The 17,172-nt window shown below is 41.4% G+C and carries 17 protein-coding genes; 10 read left to right on the forward strand and 7 right to left on the reverse strand.

Annotated elements, in window-relative coordinates:
- Positions 1 to 27: 27 nt before the first annotated feature.
- The 7 genes from K1I61_RS00485 (at position 28) to dtd (ending at position 7,506) form a co-directional block, all read left to right on the forward strand.
- Positions 28 to 789: a nucleoside phosphorylase gene (locus K1I61_RS00485; RefSeq protein WP_223332633.1), complete on the forward strand. Its 762-nt coding sequence runs from the start codon at positions 28 to 30 to the stop codon at positions 787 to 789.
- A gap of 43 nt (positions 790 to 832) precedes the next feature.
- Complete coding sequence (gene cysS, locus K1I61_RS00490) at positions 833 to 2,176, forward strand: cysteine--tRNA ligase (protein WP_223332635.1); 1,344 nt, start codon at positions 833 to 835, stop codon at positions 2,174 to 2,176.
- A complete protein-coding gene (locus K1I61_RS00495; RefSeq protein WP_004251273.1) occupies positions 2,169 to 2,555 on the forward strand; it encodes a Mini-ribonuclease 3 in 387 nt (128 codons plus the stop codon). The genes cysS and K1I61_RS00495 overlap by 8 nt, the downstream gene beginning before the upstream one ends.
- 3 nt (positions 2,556 to 2,558) lie before the next feature.
- Positions 2,559 to 3,428, forward strand: coding sequence for a helix-turn-helix domain-containing protein (locus K1I61_RS00500; RefSeq protein ID WP_223332637.1), 870 nt, complete (start codon positions 2,559 to 2,561; stop codon positions 3,426 to 3,428).
- 112 nt (positions 3,429 to 3,540) lie between these two features.
- The gene (locus tag K1I61_RS00505; RefSeq protein WP_004251267.1) at positions 3,541 to 4,671 is read left to right on the forward strand and encodes an ABC transporter ATP-binding protein; all 1,131 of its coding nucleotides are present in this window, start codon (positions 3,541 to 3,543) and stop codon (positions 4,669 to 4,671) included.
- A 144-nt stretch (positions 4,672 to 4,815) separates the two neighbouring features.
- Entirely contained in the window at positions 4,816 to 7,032 is a 2,217-nt protein-coding gene (locus K1I61_RS00510) for a RelA/SpoT family protein (protein ID WP_223332639.1), read from the forward strand.
- A gap of 30 nt (positions 7,033 to 7,062) precedes the next feature.
- The gene (dtd, locus tag K1I61_RS00515) at positions 7,063 to 7,506 is read left to right on the forward strand and encodes a D-aminoacyl-tRNA deacylase (protein ID WP_223332641.1); all 444 of its coding nucleotides are present in this window, start codon (positions 7,063 to 7,065) and stop codon (positions 7,504 to 7,506) included.
- Positions 7,507 to 7,546: 40 nt separating this feature from the next.
- Here the strand turns inward: dtd and K1I61_RS00520 are convergent, their stop codons facing one another.
- From K1I61_RS00520 to K1I61_RS00540, 5 genes are all read right to left on the reverse strand, one after another.
- Positions 7,547 to 8,197, reverse strand: coding sequence for a metal-dependent transcriptional regulator (locus K1I61_RS00520; protein ID WP_223332643.1), 651 nt, complete (start codon positions 8,195 to 8,197; stop codon positions 7,547 to 7,549).
- Positions 8,198 to 8,278: 81 nt separating this feature from the next.
- Positions 8,279 to 8,773 (reverse strand): thiol peroxidase, encoded by a 495-nt coding sequence (gene tpx / locus K1I61_RS00525; RefSeq protein WP_000206542.1) that lies wholly within the window; start codon positions 8,771 to 8,773, stop codon positions 8,279 to 8,281.
- A gap of 120 nt (positions 8,774 to 8,893) precedes the next feature.
- Positions 8,894 to 9,826: a metal ABC transporter substrate-binding protein gene (locus K1I61_RS00530; RefSeq protein WP_036754875.1), complete on the reverse strand. Its 933-nt coding sequence runs from the start codon at positions 9,824 to 9,826 to the stop codon at positions 8,894 to 8,896.
- 26 nt (positions 9,827 to 9,852) lie between these two features.
- Positions 9,853 to 10,701, reverse strand: a complete 849-nt coding sequence (locus K1I61_RS00535) for a metal ABC transporter permease (RefSeq protein ID WP_004251242.1) — start codon at positions 10,699 to 10,701, stop codon at positions 9,853 to 9,855.
- Positions 10,698 to 11,420: a metal ABC transporter ATP-binding protein gene (locus K1I61_RS00540; RefSeq protein WP_006152594.1), complete on the reverse strand. Its 723-nt coding sequence runs from the start codon at positions 11,418 to 11,420 to the stop codon at positions 10,698 to 10,700. Before K1I61_RS00540 ends, K1I61_RS00535 begins: the two co-directional genes overlap by 4 nt.
- A gap of 179 nt (positions 11,421 to 11,599) precedes the next feature.
- Here K1I61_RS00540 and K1I61_RS00545 point away from each other — a divergent pair, with 179 nt between their 5' ends.
- A complete protein-coding gene (locus tag K1I61_RS00545) occupies positions 11,600 to 13,492 on the forward strand; it encodes a M13 family metallopeptidase (RefSeq protein WP_223332645.1) in 1,893 nt (630 codons plus the stop codon).
- 40 nt (positions 13,493 to 13,532) lie between these two features.
- Here the strand turns inward: K1I61_RS00545 and K1I61_RS00550 are convergent, their stop codons facing one another.
- Both K1I61_RS00550 and K1I61_RS00555 read right to left on the reverse strand, forming a co-directional pair.
- Positions 13,533 to 14,162, reverse strand: coding sequence for an MBL fold metallo-hydrolase (locus tag K1I61_RS00550; protein ID WP_223332647.1), 630 nt, complete (start codon positions 14,160 to 14,162; stop codon positions 13,533 to 13,535).
- Between the two features lie 104 nt (positions 14,163 to 14,266).
- The gene (locus tag K1I61_RS00555; RefSeq protein ID WP_223333176.1) at positions 14,267 to 15,343 is read right to left on the reverse strand and encodes a DUF2974 domain-containing protein; all 1,077 of its coding nucleotides are present in this window, start codon (positions 15,341 to 15,343) and stop codon (positions 14,267 to 14,269) included.
- 95 nt (positions 15,344 to 15,438) lie between these two features.
- On the opposite strand from K1I61_RS00555, the gene K1I61_RS00560 reads away from it, so the two are divergent.
- Complete coding sequence (locus tag K1I61_RS00560) at positions 15,439 to 16,116, forward strand: response regulator transcription factor (RefSeq protein WP_000548968.1); 678 nt, start codon at positions 15,439 to 15,441, stop codon at positions 16,114 to 16,116.
- Positions 16,109 to 17,083, forward strand: coding sequence for a sensor histidine kinase (locus K1I61_RS00565; protein WP_223335795.1), 975 nt, complete (start codon positions 16,109 to 16,111; stop codon positions 17,081 to 17,083). Before K1I61_RS00560 ends, K1I61_RS00565 begins: the two co-directional genes overlap by 8 nt.
- The last annotated feature ends 89 nt before the right edge of the window (positions 17,084 to 17,172 follow it).

The raw sequence follows: 17,172 nt of genomic DNA on the forward strand, positions 1-17,172 counted from the left end.
TGACTCTTTAATTAGGAGGTTAGGCCGATGCTATTAGAAGAATTCGAAAATGTACCTGCTGTTATAGAACCAACTGATCGAAGTATTCGTGGTGGCGGAGAAATCTGTGATACGATTATTTTATCTTTTAATGGAGAAATCGTTGAACGAGTAAAGCAGTTTGAAGATGTTTACGAAGGTGGCTATCTAACCAATCTAAATGGTAGATTTCCATGGTATATCTATGAAAAAGATGGGAGTAAGGTAGCAGTTGCTATAGCTACGATTGGAGCCCCGATGGTTGTTGGACTCTTAGAAGAACTCAAAGCAAGAGGATTTAAGAACTTTATTGTTTTGGGTTCTTGCGGAGTTCTAGATAAGTCTATTCAGGCAGATAAGATTATCCTACCAAGTTCAGCTCTACGTGATGAAGGTACAAGTTACCATTACGCTCCTGCAAGTGATGAAATAGCTTATGATGAAACTCTACTCTTAACCATAGAAGAAGCTTTAAACAAATCTGATATTGAGCACATTCGAACAAAGGCTTGGACCACAGATGCTTTCTATCGTGAAACAGCTGATAAGGTCAAACGTAGACTTGCAGCAGGTGCGACTGTTGTAGATATGGAAGCCTCAGCAATCATGGCTTGGGCACAATTTCGACAAGCAAAAGTTTATCAATTTTTTTATACAGCTGATTATGTTGACCATCATAATCATGAGTGGGATGCAAGATACGAAGAAAGAAAAGCAGATGCTATGACTTTCTTTGAGATAGCATTAGTAATTGCTAGAGAGTTGGATTGAAACAACTCTTTACGATAAACAAGACACAGAAAGGAGTCAGTGAGTGATTAAAATCTATGACACCATGTCTCGTGATTTGCGAGATTTTGTCCCAATCGAGGACGGCAAGGTTAAGATGTATGTCTGTGGGCCAACTGTATACAACTACATTCACGTAGGGAATGCCCGTTCGACAGTAGCTTTTGACACGATTCGTCGCTACTTTGAGTACCGTAGCTATGAGGTTGCCTATATTTCTAACTTCACGGATGTGGATGATAAGATTATCAACCGTGCTAAGGAAGAAGGCATCACACCTCAAGAAGTCGCGGATAAGTACATCGCTGCCTTCCGTGAAGACGTGACGGCTCTTGGTGTTAAGCCTGCGACTCGTCATCCTCGTGTAGTCGAGTTTATGGCTGATATCATCCGATTTGTCTCTGACTTGATTGAAAAAGGCTATGCCTATGAGAGTCAAGGGGATGTTTACTTCCGTGTGGAAAAATCCCACAACTATGCTAAGTTAGCCAATAAAACCCTAGAAGACTTGGAGCTAGGAGCTTCAGGTCGGACAGACGAAGAAACAGCTCGCAAGGAAAATCCGGTAGATTTTGCTCTTTGGAAATCTGCTAAACCAGGTGAGATTTCTTGGGAAAGCCCTTGGGGTCCTGGTCGTCCAGGCTGGCATATCGAATGTTCGGTTATGTCAACGGAGATTTTGGGTGATACTATCGATATTCACGGTGGTGGAGCTGACCTTGAGTTTCCACACCACACCAACGAAATTGCCCAGTCAGAAGCCAAGACAGGTAAGACCTTTGCTAACTACTGGATGCACAATGGCTTTGTCAATATCGACAATGTCAAGATGTCTAAGTCCTTGGGGAATTTCATCACAGTACATGATGCCCTCAAGACCATTGATGGCCAAGTGCTTCGTTTCTTCTTTGCGACTCAGCATTACCGCAAACCTATCAACTTTACGGAAAAGGCTGTGCGTGATGCCGAGACCAATCTCAAGTATCTCAAGAACACTTATGAGCAACCATTTACTGGAACTGTAGATGCGGGGGAGTTGCAAGTTTTTAAAGATAAGTTCGTAGCTGCCATGGATGAAGATTTCAATACAGCAAATGGTATCACAGTCGTCTTTGAAATGGCCAAGTGGATCAATTCAGGCAACTATGATGCATCGGTTAAGGAAGCTCTTATGGCTATGTTAGAGGTCTTTGGTATTGTCTTTGTCGAGGAAGTTTTGGATGAAGAGATTGAAGCCTTGATTCAAAAACGTCAAGAAGCGCGTGCCAATCGTGATTTTGCGACAGCTGACCAAATCCGTGACCAACTAGCTGCTCAAGGAATTAAGCTACTGGATACCAAGGATGGAGTGAGGTGGACACGTGATTGATGTCAATCTCATTAACGGGATTGCTCTAGCCTTTGAAGGAGATGCAGTATACTCTATGTATATTCGCCGTCACCTCATCCTTAAAGGTATGACCAAGCCCAACAAACTCCACCAAGAGGCAACCAAGTATGTGTCGGCCAAGGCTCAGGCACGTTTGATTTCCCTCATGCTGGAAGAAGAAGTCCTAACGGAAAAGGAAGAAGAAATCTATAAACGTGGTCGCAATACCAATAGTCATACCAAGGCAAAGAACGCAGATGTAGTTACCTATCGTATGTCTACAGGTTTTGAAGCGGTTATGGGTTATCTTCATATGACTGAAAATGTGGAGCGCCTAGAAACCTTGATTTCTTGGTGTATCCAAAAAGTGGAGGGCTAGGAAATGATTGCAAAAGAACTACTAGATTGGTTTCCACAAGCTCAAATCGTAGACCAGCCAATTGATAAGGAAGGTTTTCTTACGCTACCAGTTTCCTCCCAACAGTGGGTTTTACTGGAAGAAGCTGGACTTAGTGAACGTGAGAAACAGTTGGTGGCTCTCTTAACCCAGCAGGAACAAACCATCTCTCTCAATCCATGGTATAGCTATTTGATTGAAGGCAAGGGACAAGCACCGCAGAGCTTTAAAAAGCTACAAGTTGTCTATTGTCATCTTTCCTATTACCAACAGGAAAACTTGACTTCTTGGTTGGATATGATGAGAACCCTCTTTCCTAATTGCGAGACAGTGCTTCAGGTTGGAGCTCAGGATTACCTTTTTGTTCTCCAGCAGGACAAGTATACCTCGGTTCGCTCAATCTTGACAGATACCTTGGAAGCTGTAGAATACGACTTTGGGGTGCGTTTGTCCATCATGCTTGGTCAGGTATGGTCACAAACAGGAAATCAGAGTTTGACAGATCTCATCAAAGCAGAACGTGACTTGTTTAAAAACTGGTGGCGTCAAGGTCACCAAGGATTCCATACTTTTTCTCAGCTCTACCTTTGGAGTATGGGTGAAAGAATGGTGGATTTAGGTCTTATCAAAGAATATCTACACCAAATGATTTTGGATCAGGATCAGATTCAGGAAATCATTCTCTCTCTATGGGAAAACAGTGCAGTCCTGACTAAAACAGCCCAGCAACTCTATCTACACCGCAATTCTCTCCAATACAAGATTGATAAATGGGAAGAATTGACAGGGCTTCAGTTGAAAGAATTGACTGACTTGACCTTGTGTTATCAGTTGATTTTACCAGATATTATTTAAAGTTTTGTGCAAGTTGCACAGAACTTTTTTATTTTTTTGGTCACCTTGCCATAGAAATGTAAAGCGTTTTCATTTATAATAAAACTATCAAAAATTAAAGGAGTTCACCGAAATGGTAGAATTAAATCTTAAAAACATTTACAAAAAATATCCAAACAGCGAACACTACTCAGTTGAAGACTTCAACTTGGACATCAAAGACAAAGAATTTATCGTTTTCGTAGGACCTTCAGGATGTGGTAAATCAACTACTCTCCGTATGATTGCAGGTCTTGAAGACATCACAGAAGGTACTGCATCTATCGACGGCGTTGTTGTCAATGACGTAGCTCCAAAAGACCGTGACATCGCCATGGTATTCCAAAACTACGCTCTTTACCCACACATGACTGTGTACGATAACATGGCTTTCGGTTTGAAATTGCGTAAATACAGCAAAGAAGACATCGACAAACGTGTACAAGAAGCAGCAGAAATTCTTGGATTGAAAGAATTCTTGGATCGTAAACCAGCTGACCTTTCAGGTGGTCAACGTCAACGTGTTGCCATGGGTCGTGCGATCGTCCGTGATGCAAAAGTATTCTTGATGGACGAACCTTTGTCAAACTTGGATGCAAAACTTCGTGTATCTATGCGTGCTGAAATCGCTAAAATCCACCGTCGTATCGGAGCTACAACTATCTACGTAACTCACGACCAAACAGAAGCGATGACACTTGCAGACCGTATCGTTATCATGTCAGCTACTAAAAACCCTGCTGGTACTGGTACTATCGGACGTGTTGAACAAATCGGTACTCCTCAAGAAGTTTACAAAAACCCAGTTAACAAATTCGTAGCAGGATTCATCGGAAGCCCAGCTATGAACTTCATCAACGTTAAATTGATCGGTGACCACATCGTTGGTGACGCCTTTAACTTGAAAGTTCCAGAAGGTGCTTTGAAAGTTCTTCGCGATAAAGGTTACGAAGGTAAAGAATTGATCTTCGGTATCCGTCCAGAAGACGTGAACGCAGAACCTGCTTTCCTTGAAACATTCCCAGAATCAGTTGTGAAAGCAACTATCTCTGTATCAGAATTGCTTGGTTCAGAATCTCACCTATACTGCCAAGTTGGTAAAGATGAATTCGTTGCTAAGGTTGACGCACGTGACTACTTGCAAGCTGGTGCAACTGTGGAACTTGGATTTGACTTGAACAAAGCTCACTTCTTTGACGTAGAAACTGAAAAGACAGTTTACTAAGATAGATTTGAATAAAACAACACTACTAGAGTTTTTCTAGTAGTGTTTTTTTATAAAGTTCAGAAACTCGGATAGAAGGAGACTTTACTAGTTTTCTTATTGACTAAAAAGTGTTAAAATGGTAGGAAGAACTGGAGAGTATGCATGCCAAAAGAAGTAATTTATTCTGGCGATGAAGTCGTCGCTTTAACGCAACAATATTTATCGAAAGAAGATGTGGCTTTTGTACACAAGGCCTTGGTTTACGCTGTAGAATGTCATAGTGGGCAGTATCGTAAATCAGGTGAGCCTTACATCATCCACCCTATTCAGGTAGCAGGTATTTTAGCCAAGCTCAAGCTAGACGCTGTCACTGTTGCTTGTGGTTTTTTGCATGACGTGGTAGAGGACACAGATGCTACTTTGGATGACTTAGAGCGCGAGTTTGGCCATGATGTTCGAGTGATTGTAGACGGTGTTACCAAGCTTGGTAAGGTCGAATACAAGTCTATAGAAGAGCAGTTGGCTGAGAATCACCGCAAGATGCTTATGGCCATGTCAGAGGATATTCGCGTTATCTTGGTAAAACTCTCTGACCGCCTGCACAATATGCGTACCCTCACGCATCTTCGTAAGGACAAGCAAGAACGTATTTCCCGAGAAACTATGGAAATCTACGCACCACTTGCTCACCGTCTGGGGATTTCAAGTGTTAAGTGGGAACTAGAGGATCTTTCCTTCCGTTACCTCAATCCGACAGAGTTTTACAAGATAACTCACATGATGAAGGAGAAACGTCAAGAACGTGAAGCCTTGGTCGATGAAGTTGTGACAAAACTTGAGGAGTATTCATCTGAGCGCAATCTTACAGGAAAAATCTATGGTCGTCCTAAGCATATCTACTCTATTTACCGTAAAATGCAGGACAAGAAAAAACGATTTGAGGAAATCTATGACCTGATTGCCATTCGCTGTATTTTAGACACTCAAAGCGATGTCTATGCCATGTTGGGTTACGTTCATGAGCTATGGAAACCAATGCCAGGCCGTTTCAAGGATTATATTGCCAATCGTAAGGCCAATGGTTACCAGTCTATCCATACGACTGTTTATGGACCAAAAGGACCGATCGAGTTCCAGATTCGTACCAAGGAAATGCACGAGGTTGCTGAGTACGGGGTTGCGGCTCACTGGGCCTACAAAAAAGGAATGAAAGGCCAAGTTAATAGTAAAGAATCTGCGATTGGGATGAACTGGATCAAGGAGATGATGGAGCTCCAAGACCAGGCGGATGATGCCAAGGAATTTGTAGATACTGTCAAAGAAAACTATCTGGCAGAAGAGATTTATGTCTTTACTCCAGATGGGGCGGTTCGTTCTCTTCCAAAGGATTCGGGACCGATTGACTTTGCCTATGAGATTCATACCAAGATCGGGGAAAAAGCAACTGGTGCCAAGGTCAATGGCCGTATGGTACCCTTGACTACCAAGCTGAAAACAGGGGACCAGGTTGAAATCATCACCAATCCAAATTCATTTGGACCAAGCCGCGACTGGCTCAACATGGTTAAGACCAGTAAGGCTCGCAACAAAATTCGTCAATTCTTTAAAAACCAAGATAAAGAATTGTCCATCAATAAAGGCCGTGAAATGCTGATTAGTCAGCTCCAAGAAAACGGCTATGTGGCCAATAAATTTATGGACAAGCGCCACATGGATGAAGTCCTTCAAAAAACCAGCTACAAGACAGAAGAAGCCCTTTTTGCAGCCATTGGTTTTGGAGAAATCGGAGCCATTACCGTCTTCAACCGTTTGACGGAAAAAGAACGTCGTGAAGAAGAACGTGCCAAGGCTAAGGCAGAAGCAGAAGAACTGGTCAAGGGTGGCGAAGTCAAGGTAGAGAACAAGGACACGCTTAAGGTGAAGCATGAGGGTGGAGTTGTCATCCAAGGTGCTTCTGGGCTCTTGGTCCGGATTGCCAAATGTTGTAACCCTGTTCCAGGAGATGATATCGTTGGTTATATTACCAAAGGTCGCGGAGTTGCCATCCACCGTGTGGACTGTATGAACCTTCGTTCACAGGAAAACTATGAGCAACGTCTGCTAGATGTTGAATGGGAAGACCAATTTTCAACCAAGGAATATATGGCTCATATCGATATCTATGGACTCAACCGTTCTGGTCTTTTGAATGATATCTTGCAAGTCCTATCAAACACAACTAAGAATATTTCTTCGGTTAATGCCCAACCGACCAAGGACATGAAATTTGCCAATATCCATGTATCCTTTGGAATTTCTAACCTTTCAATGTTGACAACGGTAGTTGATAAGATTAAGAGTGTACCAGAAGTCTACTCAGTCAAACGGACCAATGGTTAAGTTAGCTCGATACAGTCAGAAAGGATTTCTATGAAAATCATCGTTCAGCGAGTCAAGCAAGCTCAGGTTTCTATTGAGGGGCAGATTCATGCTCAAATCAAACAAGGCCTCTTGCTCCTAGTGGGTGTTGGACCTGAGGATCAGCAAGAGGATTTGGAGTATGCAGTTAGAAAACTGGTCAATATGCGGATCTTTTCGGATGACGAAGGCAAGATGAACCTATCTGTTAAGGATATCCAAGGAGAAATTCTCTCCATCTCTCAATTCACTCTGTTTGCTGATACCAAAAAAGGCAATCGTCCAGCCTTTACAGGCGCCGCTAAACCAGATATGGCTGAGGCCTTCTATCAAGATTTTAACAAGGAACTAGCCAAGGAAGTTCCTGTTGAGACAGGAGCCTTTGGAGCAGATATGCAGGTTCAACTGGTCAATGATGGGCCGGTAACTATCATCCTTGATACAAAAAATAGATAAGAAAAACCATGCTTGTTAGCTTGGTTTTTTTGTGACGTATTTAGTTCATTTTTTCAACATAGAGCTGTTTGGCGATTTCTAGACTTACCAAGAGTTCTTCATTCTTGTGAATCAAAGTAAAGGTATTAGAGAAATCATCAAACTGTTGAACTTGGAGTTTGTCTCCGATATTGATGGCATGTTTTTCCAGATATTTTAGGAGATCAAAGCTATCGTGAACCCGAGTTAGGAGATAGGTTCCAGCTTCTTTGGTTTCTGATAGTGGTAGGTTGTTGATTTCAACCAAAAGCTCTCCCTTAGCAGGAATGGTACCACCGTGAGGGCAAGTTTTTGGGAAACCTAGCATACTTTCTAATCTCTCTACAAAAAAGTCTGAAACGGTATGTTCTAATACTTCAGCTTCCTCATGAATTTGGTCACTGGTATAGTCTAGATGGTGAACCAGAAAAACCTCAATCAGACGATGTTTACGATAAAGTTCTGATACAAGTGTTAGACCAATATTGGTTAGCAAGTATCCTTTTTTCTTATCTTTTAAGATGAGATTTTCAGACTGCATGCGCTTAATCATTTCAGTTACAGCTGGAGGAGATACCTGCATCCGAGCAGCAATTTCCTTATTTGTAATCTTAGGAACATCCATGCCAATCTCATAAATACATTTTAAGTAGTCTTCTTTATTTGGTGTCATTCGCATTTCCTTGTTTATTATCTCCATCTAGTATACCAAAAAAAGCTAGATTTCTCTAGCTTCTTGCTACAAGAGCTTGACTTAGTTGAGTTCTTTTGCAGCAGCAATAGCGGCTTCAAAGTCTGGTTCGCTGTTGATATTGTCTACGTATTCAACGTAGCGGATGGTATTATCGGTATCGAGAACAAAAACTGCGCGTGCAAGCAGATGCCATTCATTGATTAAGAGGGCGTAATCGCGTCCAAAGGAGTGGTCGAAGTAGTCTGAAAGCATGATGGCATTCTCAATTCCCTCAGCACCACACCAGCGTTTTTGAGCGAAGGGGAGGTCCATAGATACCGTTAGGACAACAGTGTTGTCTAAGCTAGCCAATTCTTGGTTAAAGCGACGAGTCTGTAGCGAGCAGATGCCTGTATCGATAGAAGGGATGACACTCAAGATCTTTTTCTTGCCTTCAAAGTCAGCCAGTGTTTTTTTAGAGAGGTCAGTCGTTGTGAGCGAGAAGTCAAGCGCCTTATCACCTACTTGTAGTTGTTTTCCTGTGAATGTCACAGGATTTCCAAGGAATGTAGTCATAAGCTACTCCAATCTTTTTTCTTTCATTTTACATTAAACGTTCAGACTTTTCCAATAGTTTGACCGAAAATTGATTAGACAAAAAACGCCAATACAAGGAGAATGACGTTTTTTAAATGTTTATTTTGCCAATCCTTCAGCAATCTTTTCAAGGTTGTATTTCATCATGTTGTAGTAGCTGTCACCTTCTTTACCTTCTTCAGCGATTGAGTCAGTAAAGATTTGTGCGTAAATTGGAATATTTGTGTCTTGTGAAACAGTCTTCATTGGACGATCATCGACACTGGATTCAACAAATAGTGATGGAACTTTCATTTGGCGAAGTTTTTCAACCAAAGTCTTGATTTGGTCAGGTGTTCCTTCTTCTTCAGTATTGATTTCCCAGATGTAGGCACTTGGGACACCGTAAGCTTTAGAGAAGTATTTGAAGCATCCTTCGCTGGTTACGATGAGTTTCTTGTCCGCATCAATAGCGTTAAATTTCTCTTTGGCTTCCTTGTCAAGCTTGTCTAGTTTTTCAGTGTATTCTTTGAGATTCTTTTCGTAGAATTCCTTGTTGCTAGGGTCTTTGGCGATGAGTTGCTTAGCAATATTTTGAGCATAGATGATCCCATTTTCAAGATTGAGCCAAGCGTGTGGGTCTTCTTTCCCTTTTTCATTTTCCCCTTCTAGGTAGATGACATCAACGCCTTCACTAACTGCAAAGTAGTCTTTGTTTTCAGTTTTCTTAGCATTCTCAACTAATTTTGTAAACCAGGCATTTCCACCTGTTTCAAGGTTGATACCATTGTAGAAAATTAAGTCGGCTTGCGAAGTTTTCTTGACGTCTTCTGGTAGTGGCTCGTACTCGTGTGGATCTTGTCCTACAGGCACGATACTATGAAGATCAATCTTGTCTCCTGCGATATTTTTAGTAATATCAGCGATGATAGAGTTAGTTGCTACAACCTTTAGTTTTTGGTTTGTAGATGCTGTGTCTTTTTTTCCGCTAGCACAGGCAGCTAATCCAATGATAGCAAGAAAAAGAACAAGCAATGTACCTAATTTTTTCATTATATTCCTCCAGAGGGGCTCCCTCATTATTGTTTGATTTTTTTATTTTTCAGCTTCAGATAACGTTGTTTTGGTGCGATAAAGAAACTGATGAGAAAGAAACTTGCAGATGTCAGCACGATACTTGAACCTGCAGCCAGGTTAAAGCTATAACCGATAAAAAGTCCCAAGACAGAAGCTAGAGCTCCCAAGCCTGATGAAAGAAAAATCATGGTCTTTAGACTATTGGCGTAAAGATAAGCTGTCGCGGCTGGAGTAATCAGCATGGCTACGATAAGGATGGTTCCGACACTTTGCATAGCAGTCACTGACACCAAAGTCAAGAGTATCATGAGTAGATAGTGGTAGAAATTAACTGGCATGCCCATAGCTTTGGCTAGGAGTTCATCAAAGGATGTAATCAAGAGTTGCTTGAAGAAAATCCCGATAATCAATAGAATGAGAGCTCCCATACCGATGGTAATATACATGTCTATGTCTTGCACAGCTAAGATATTCCCAAAGAGAATATGGAAGAGGTCAGTCGAGCTTTTAGCCACACTAATCAAGATAATGCCCAGAGCCAATAAAGATGAAAAGGTAATCCCAATGGCAGTGTCACTCTTGATAATAGAGTTCCCCTTGATGTAGGTGATGATGACAGAGGCAAGCAGTCCAAAGATGATAGCACCAATAAAGAAGTCAATTCCTAAAATAAAAGAAAGAGCTACACCTGGTAAGACAGCGTGCGAGATAGCATCTCCCATAAGGGACATACCACGGAGAATGATAAAGCATCCGACCGCTCCAGCAACAATACCAATCACAACAGCTGTAATCAAGGCATTTTGGAGAAAGTGGAAGTTCTGCAATCCATCTATAAATTCTGCAATCATAGGTCACCTCCATTGAAAAAGAGTCGGTCACCATAAGCTTGTTTGAGATTGGCTTGGGTGAAGGTCTCCTTTGTTGGACCAAAGGCAATTAGCTCCTTGTTGAGAAGGAGTACCTGGTCAAAATAATGGGCAACCTTGCCGAGGTCATGGTGAACGATAAGGACAGTCTTGCCAGCTTTTTTAAGTTCTCTCAGCGTGTTCATGATGATCTCTTCACTGACAGAGTCAATCCCCACAAAGGGCTCGTCTAAGAGAATATAATCAGCATCTTGAACTAGACAACGGGCAATCAAGACACGCTGGAATTGGCCACCAGAGAGTTGACTAATCTGACGATCTGCGTAGTCAGAAAGTCCAACAATTTCTAGTGCTTCAGCCACCTTTTGCCAGTGGTTTGCTTTTAAAGTGTGAAAGAGTGGAATGGATGGATAGAGTCCCAGAGAGACACACTCTTTTACCTTGATAGGGAAGTTGTAGTCGATATGAATTTTTTGCTCGACATAGGCAACTTTCTTAAGAGATTTTTTCATTTCTTTATCTTCGATAAAAGCATGTCCTTCATGTGGGATAATGCCCAGCATACCTTTTAATAATGTTGATTTCCCGGCGCCGTTTGGACCAATAATTCCGGTAATCGTTGGTCCTTGGAGCACTAGTGAAATATCCTTAAGTGCCAACGTTTCTTTGTAGGAGACACTGAGGTTTTCGATACGTATCATACAGTTGTATTCCTCCTGGATTTTAATATACCTTAATTTTATTTTTAAGTCAAGTTAATTTTGGTAAAAATTTAAAATATTAATGATGAAATCGATCAGTAAGAGACGGCATTTTTAATTGCATTCCCCAGGGATTTTTGCTAAGCTAAGAATAAGTGAAAAATGAAAGCGAGAACAAGATGACACGATATCAAGATGATTTTTATGATGCTATAAATGGTGAGTGGGAAAAGACTGCGGTCATTCCAGCTGACAAATCGCGAACAGGTGGTTTTATCGACCTTGATGAAGAAATCGAAGACTTGATGCTAACAACAACTGACAAGTGGTTGGCTGGAGAAGATGTTCCTGAAGATCCCATCCTAGCAAACTTTGTCAAATACCATCGTATGGTCAGAGATTTCGACAAGCGAGAAGCTGATGGCATCAAGCCAGTCCTTCTTATGCTTAAGGAATACCAAGATTTGGAGAGCTTCGCGGACTTCGCAAGTAAACTAGCAGCATTTGAATTAGCTGGCAAACCAAACTTCCTTCCATTTGGAGTATCACCAGACTTTATGGATGCTAGAACCAATGTTCTCTGGGCTAGTGCTCCAGGAACTATTTTGCCTGATACAACCTACTATGCGGAAGACCATCCTCAGCGTGAGGAATTATTGAACCTTTGGAAAGAAAGTACTTCTAATCTCCTCAAAGCCTATAACTTCTCAGATGAAGAAATCGAAGACTTGCTAGAGAAACGATTGGAATTGGACAGTCGCATCGCAGCTGTGGTGCTTTCTAACGAAGAAAGTTCAGAATATGCCAAACTCTATCATCCATATGCTTATGAAGATTTCAAAAAGTTTGCGCCTGCCTTACCTCTAGATGACTTCTTCCAAGCAGTGATTGGTCAAACTCCAGATAAGGTTATCGTAGATGAGGAACGTTTCTGGCAAGCGGCAGAGCAATTCTATAGTGAAGAAGCTTGGCCTTTGCTCAAGGCAAGCTTGATCTTGAGTGTGGTCAACCTTTCAACGAGCTATTTGACAGATGAGATTCGTATCTTGTCAGGTGCTTATGGCCGTGCTCTTTCAGGAGTTCCAGAGGCTCAAGACAAGCGCAAGGCTGCTTACCATTTAGCTCAAGGACCATTTAAACAAGCTCTCGGCCTTTGGTATGCCCACGAAAAATTCTCTCCAGAAGCCAAGGCAGACGTAGAGAAAAAAGTGGCGACCATGATTGACGTTTATAAGGAACGTTTGGCTAAAAATGACTGGCTGACTCCTGAAACTCGAGAAAAAGCCATCGTCAAACTCAATGTCATCAAGCCTTATATCGGTTATCCAGAAGAACTGCCAGCTCGCTATAAGGACAAGGTTGTAGATGAATCTGCTAGCCTCTTTGAGAATGCCCTAGCCTTTGCGCGTGTGGAAATTAAGCACAGTTGGAGCAAGTGGAATCAGCCGGTTGATTACAAGGAGTGGGGAATGCCTGCTCATATGGTCAATGCCTACTACAATCCACAAAAGAACTTGATTGTCTTCCCAGCTGCTATCTTACAGGCTCCATTCTATGACTTGCATCAGTCATCTTCTGCCAACTATGGTGGTATTGGTGCGGTTATTGCCCATGAAATTTCTCACGCTTTTGATACTAATGGAGCTTCCTTTGATGAAAATGGAAGTCTCAAGGATTGGTGGACAGAGAGCGACTACGCAGCCTTTAAAGAAAAAACACAGAAGGTTATCGACCAGTTTGATGGCCAAGAATCTTACGGTGCAAAAATTAATGGTAAATTAACTGTATCCGAAAACGTTGCCGACCTTGGAGGAATCGCTGCTGCCCTTGAAGCAGCTAAGAGAGAGCCAGATTTCTCAGCTGAAGAGTTCTTCCATAACTTTGCTCGTATCTGGCGTATGAAAGGCCGCCCAGAGTTGATGAAACTCATGGCCAGTGTCGATGTGCACGCGCCAGCTAAACTCCGTGTCAATGTCCAAGTGCCAAACTTTGATGATTTCTTTACAACTTATGATGTCAAAGAAGGCGACGGAATGTGGCGTTCACCAGAAGACCGTGTGATTATTTGGTAATCAAAAAACCAAGGATGTTTGATCCTTGGTTTTTAGTTTGCTAGAAAAATGGATTAAAGGTTTTTTCGTGAGCAATGGTCGTAGCTGTACCATGTCCTGGATAGACGTCGTAGTTAGGGAGGGTGAAGAGCTGGGTTTGGATACTATGAAGGAGTTGTTCCATGCTACCTGTAGGTAGGTCTGTTCGTCCAATAGTTTCTCGGAAGAGTGCATCACCCGTTAATACTAAGTGCCCATCTGGAAAAACAAATGAAACTCCTCCGATAGAGTGGCCTGGAGTTGGTAAGACTGTGAAGCGGAAGTCCTCAATCTGATATTCCTCATGAAAGACAAAGGTATGTTCAGCTGGTTTACATACGACATCTGCCATATCGTCGTGTCGAGGAAGACCAGAAAGATTATCAACAGGAGTATAGAGCCAAGATGCTTCACTTTCTGCCACATACACTGGAGGATTTCCAAAAGTATCTCTGACCAAGTCCAGACTCATAATATGATCGTAGTGGGTGTGGGTCAGGAGAATCGCACAGACCGGTTTATTGATGGTTTCGATAGTCTTGCGAATGGCCTCCCAATGGCTACCAGGGTCAACTATAATCAGGTGTTGCTCCCCTTCAAGATAATAAGTATTTTCATAGGCGACAGGATTCACAGTTTTATGGATTTTCATAGGATTTCCTCTTTCATAGATTTACAGTTTCTAGTATAACACAGAAGAATAAAATAAGGAATCAACAAGAAAGTCCCTCCATAAAGGAAGGGACTTTTAACTTTTTAAAAATGATTTTTCCAGGCTTGGAAACGTGCATCCAGTAGGAGTTGTGTCAGATTTTTTAAGATTTCAACTTGCTCGGGCTCTAGTGTCTGGGCTTGAGAAACAAGTTGTCGAACATGGTCGATAGCATTTCTAGAAGATAAATCATTGATGGAAGTGATTCCAGATTCTAGGATGGTTCCGAAAAAGAGATCAAAGTAGAGCTCTAGTTCTTCATCGGGCACACTGTCCACCCATTCTTTAAGAGTGTCTTTGATTTGGAGACTTTCGCTACTAATTTCCTCTAGTTGGACAAAGTGTTTGTCTTCAACCTGCCAACTAAAGGTGTCATGCTGGGCAAGACCGCCTAAAGCAGTGCTTCGAACGACGATTTTCTTATCAGGGATTTCCAGCATCATCCCGATGATAGAACCTTGTGGGACAAATACTTTTGTTCTTTCCATCATGTTTTGATAGCCAGCTGTTTCGGTCAGTTCCTTGTGAAGTCCAGGCGCATCAAAAGTATAGACGGCGACAATGTTTTTTTGTAAAAGTGGGTCGAGTTGACTGGCAGCATAGACAGCTAAATTGCCCCCTTTTGAGTGTCCTGCTAGGACCACCTTTTGGTTAGGATGTTGAGCAAAAAAGTCCTGTAAATACTGGAGAGCATGTTTTTGAGCTGGAATTTCCTTCATATAGGTCATATGGAAATCTTCTTTCCAACCAATAATACTGTCGTCTGTGCCACGAAAGACAATCAGATAGGTATCTAGGTTCAGACGATAGGTCATAGCAGCGAATTGCTTTTGGAGTTCTTCATCAATATCGTTGACAAAGTTAGAGAGCTTGCTATTTTTAAAACGCTTGTGTGTGGAGAGTTGATCTAAGAGTTGCAGACGTTCTTTATTAGTCAACACGTTAATGTCACGAGGAACACGTGTTGCGACATCTAGTAAGCGATTATCTGATTCGTCTAGTAAGTTATCAAAAGACAGATAAGTCAGCTCAGTCAGAGCAAGTACATCCAGTTCATTTAATGGGATATCATAAAAAGAATCGTATTGAACATCAGTTAGATAGTCAAAAATATTGGCCATGAGAATTCCTTTCTTAACTTTTATCATATCAGATTTACATCAATTTTGCTAGTAGTCAGGAGAATTTTGCTATAATATTAAAAAAGGAGGAGCAGATGCATAAGATTTTACTAGTAGAAGATGATCCAGTAATCCGTCAGCAAGTTGGGAAAATGCTCTCCGAATGGGGTTTTGAAGTAGTCATGGTAGAAGACTTTATGGAAGTTCTGACGCTATTTGTTCAGTCTGAGCCTCATCTGGTTCTCATGGATATCGGCTTGCCTCTCTTTAATGGTTATCATTGGTGTCAGGAAATTCGCAAGATTTCCAAAGTTCCTATTATGTTTCTGTCTTCAAGAGACCAGGCTATGGACATCGTGATGGCTATTAATATGGGAGCTGACGATTTTGTAACCAAGCCTTTTGACCAGCAGGTCCTTTTAGCTAAGGTACAAGGATTATTGCGCCGCTCTTATGAATTTGGACGAGATGAGAGTCTCCTAGAGTATGCAGGAGTTATCCTCAATACCAAGTCTATGGATGTGCATGTCAATGGCAAAGCTATCAGCCTAACCAAGAATGAATTTCAGATTTTGCGAGTTTTATTTGAACATGCAGGAAATATCGTAGCGCGTGATGATTTGATGCGGGAACTCTGGAACAGTGACTTTTTTATCGATGACAATACCTTATCTGTTAATGTCGCTCGTTTGCGCAAGAAACTGGAGGAAGAAGGTTTGATTGGTTTTATCGAAACCAAGAAAGGAATAGGGTACGGATTGAAACATGCTTGAACTTAAAAGTTTTTTTCTAGCTTATATCCGTTCGCGTAGCCGTTTTTTTGCTTTTATTCTATCGCTAACAGGTTTGCTTTTTCTCTTTGAAATCTTGTTTGATAAGCAAGGGCCATACTTTAACTATTTCTTCTTTCTATCTACATTTTTGACATTTTTGTTTTTGGTATTTGATTTCTTGATAGAATTGCAACGTTATCGTAAGGAATTGCTCTATGGCGAAAGAAAAGCTAAGTCACCAATGGAAGTCCTTCTAACTGAAAAATTAGAGAAAAGCGAATCTGAACTCTATCAAAAGAAATCAGATGCTGAAAATCGCTTTAATGATTTGGTGGACTACTATACACTCTGGGTTCATCAGATAAAAACACCAATTGCAGCCAGTAAACTCCTAGTGAGTGAGGTGGCAGATCGCCAACTGAAGCAACAGTTGGAGCAGGAAATTTTTAAGATTGATTCTTATACCAATCTCGTACTCCAATATCTACGCTTAGAAAGCTTTCATGATGATTTGGTTTTGAAGAAAGAGAATATAGAAGATCTGGTCAAGGAAGTCATTCGCAAATATGCCATTTTCTTTATCCAGAAAGGTCTTAGTATCAATCTGCATGACTTGGATAGAAGCATTGTTACAGACAAGAAATGGCTGTTGGTAGTCATTGAACAAATCCTGTCAAATAGCCTCAAGTACACAAATGAAGGTGGGGTTGAAATCTACATGGATGGTTCAGACCTTTGTATCAAAGATACTGGGATTGGTATTAAAAACAGTGATCGGTTGCGAGTATTTGAACGTGGATTTTCAGGCTATAATGGTCGAATGACTCAGCAGTCATCTGGACTTGGGCTATATCTAACCCAGAAAATCAGCCAAGAATTAGGACATCAGATTCAAATAGAATCCGAACTTGGGCAAGGAACAACTGTGAGGATTAAGTTCTCTGAAGTGAATTTACTGATTGAATGAAAAGAATTGTGAAGAGCTTGGAAGAAACCTTTCAGGCTCTTATTTAGACCTTGTTATGGTAAGAAAGTAGGTTTCAATCAGATAAAAAA

The organism is Streptococcus infantis (assembly GCF_019929665.1).
Classification (GTDB): Bacteria; Bacillota; Bacilli; order Lactobacillales; family Streptococcaceae; genus Streptococcus; species Streptococcus infantis_H.

Excerpts from the sequence above, each read along its gene's own strand:
- K1I61_RS00550 (WP_223332647.1), bottom strand. The coding sequence starts at position 14,162 with ATGAAAATCCATAAAACTGTGAATCCTGTCGCCTATGAAAATACTTAT.
- K1I61_RS00555 (WP_223333176.1), bottom strand. The coding sequence starts at position 15,343 with ATGGCCAATATTTTTGACTATCTAACTGATGTTCAATACGATTCTTTT.
- K1I61_RS00505 (WP_004251267.1), top strand. The coding sequence starts at position 3,541 with ATGGTAGAATTAAATCTTAAAAACATTTACAAAAAATATCCAAACAGC.
- K1I61_RS00535 (WP_004251242.1), bottom strand. The coding sequence starts at position 10,701 with ATGATTGCAGAATTTATAGATGGATTGCAGAACTTCCACTTTCTCCAA.
- K1I61_RS00560 (WP_000548968.1), top strand. The coding sequence starts at position 15,439 with ATGCATAAGATTTTACTAGTAGAAGATGATCCAGTAATCCGTCAGCAA.
- K1I61_RS00520 (WP_223332643.1), bottom strand. The coding sequence starts at position 8,197 with ATGACACCAAATAAAGAAGACTACTTAAAATGTATTTATGAGATTGGC.
- dtd (WP_223332641.1), top strand. The coding sequence starts at position 7,063 with ATGAAAATCATCGTTCAGCGAGTCAAGCAAGCTCAGGTTTCTATTGAG.
- K1I61_RS00565 (WP_223335795.1), top strand. The coding sequence starts at position 16,109 with ATGCTTGAACTTAAAAGTTTTTTTCTAGCTTATATCCGTTCGCGTAGC.
- K1I61_RS00545 (WP_223332645.1), top strand. The coding sequence starts at position 11,600 with ATGACACGATATCAAGATGATTTTTATGATGCTATAAATGGTGAGTGG.
- tpx (WP_000206542.1), bottom strand. The coding sequence starts at position 8,773 with ATGACTACATTCCTTGGAAATCCTGTGACATTCACAGGAAAACAACTA.
- K1I61_RS00485 (WP_223332633.1), top strand. The coding sequence starts at position 28 with ATGCTATTAGAAGAATTCGAAAATGTACCTGCTGTTATAGAACCAACT.
- K1I61_RS00530 (WP_036754875.1), bottom strand. The coding sequence starts at position 9,826 with ATGAAAAAATTAGGTACATTGCTTGTTCTTTTTCTTGCTATCATTGGA.
- K1I61_RS00540 (WP_006152594.1), bottom strand. The coding sequence starts at position 11,420 with ATGATACGTATCGAAAACCTCAGTGTCTCCTACAAAGAAACGTTGGCA.
- K1I61_RS00510 (WP_223332639.1), top strand. The coding sequence starts at position 4,816 with ATGCCAAAAGAAGTAATTTATTCTGGCGATGAAGTCGTCGCTTTAACG.
- K1I61_RS00500 (WP_223332637.1), top strand. The coding sequence starts at position 2,559 with ATGATTGCAAAAGAACTACTAGATTGGTTTCCACAAGCTCAAATCGTA.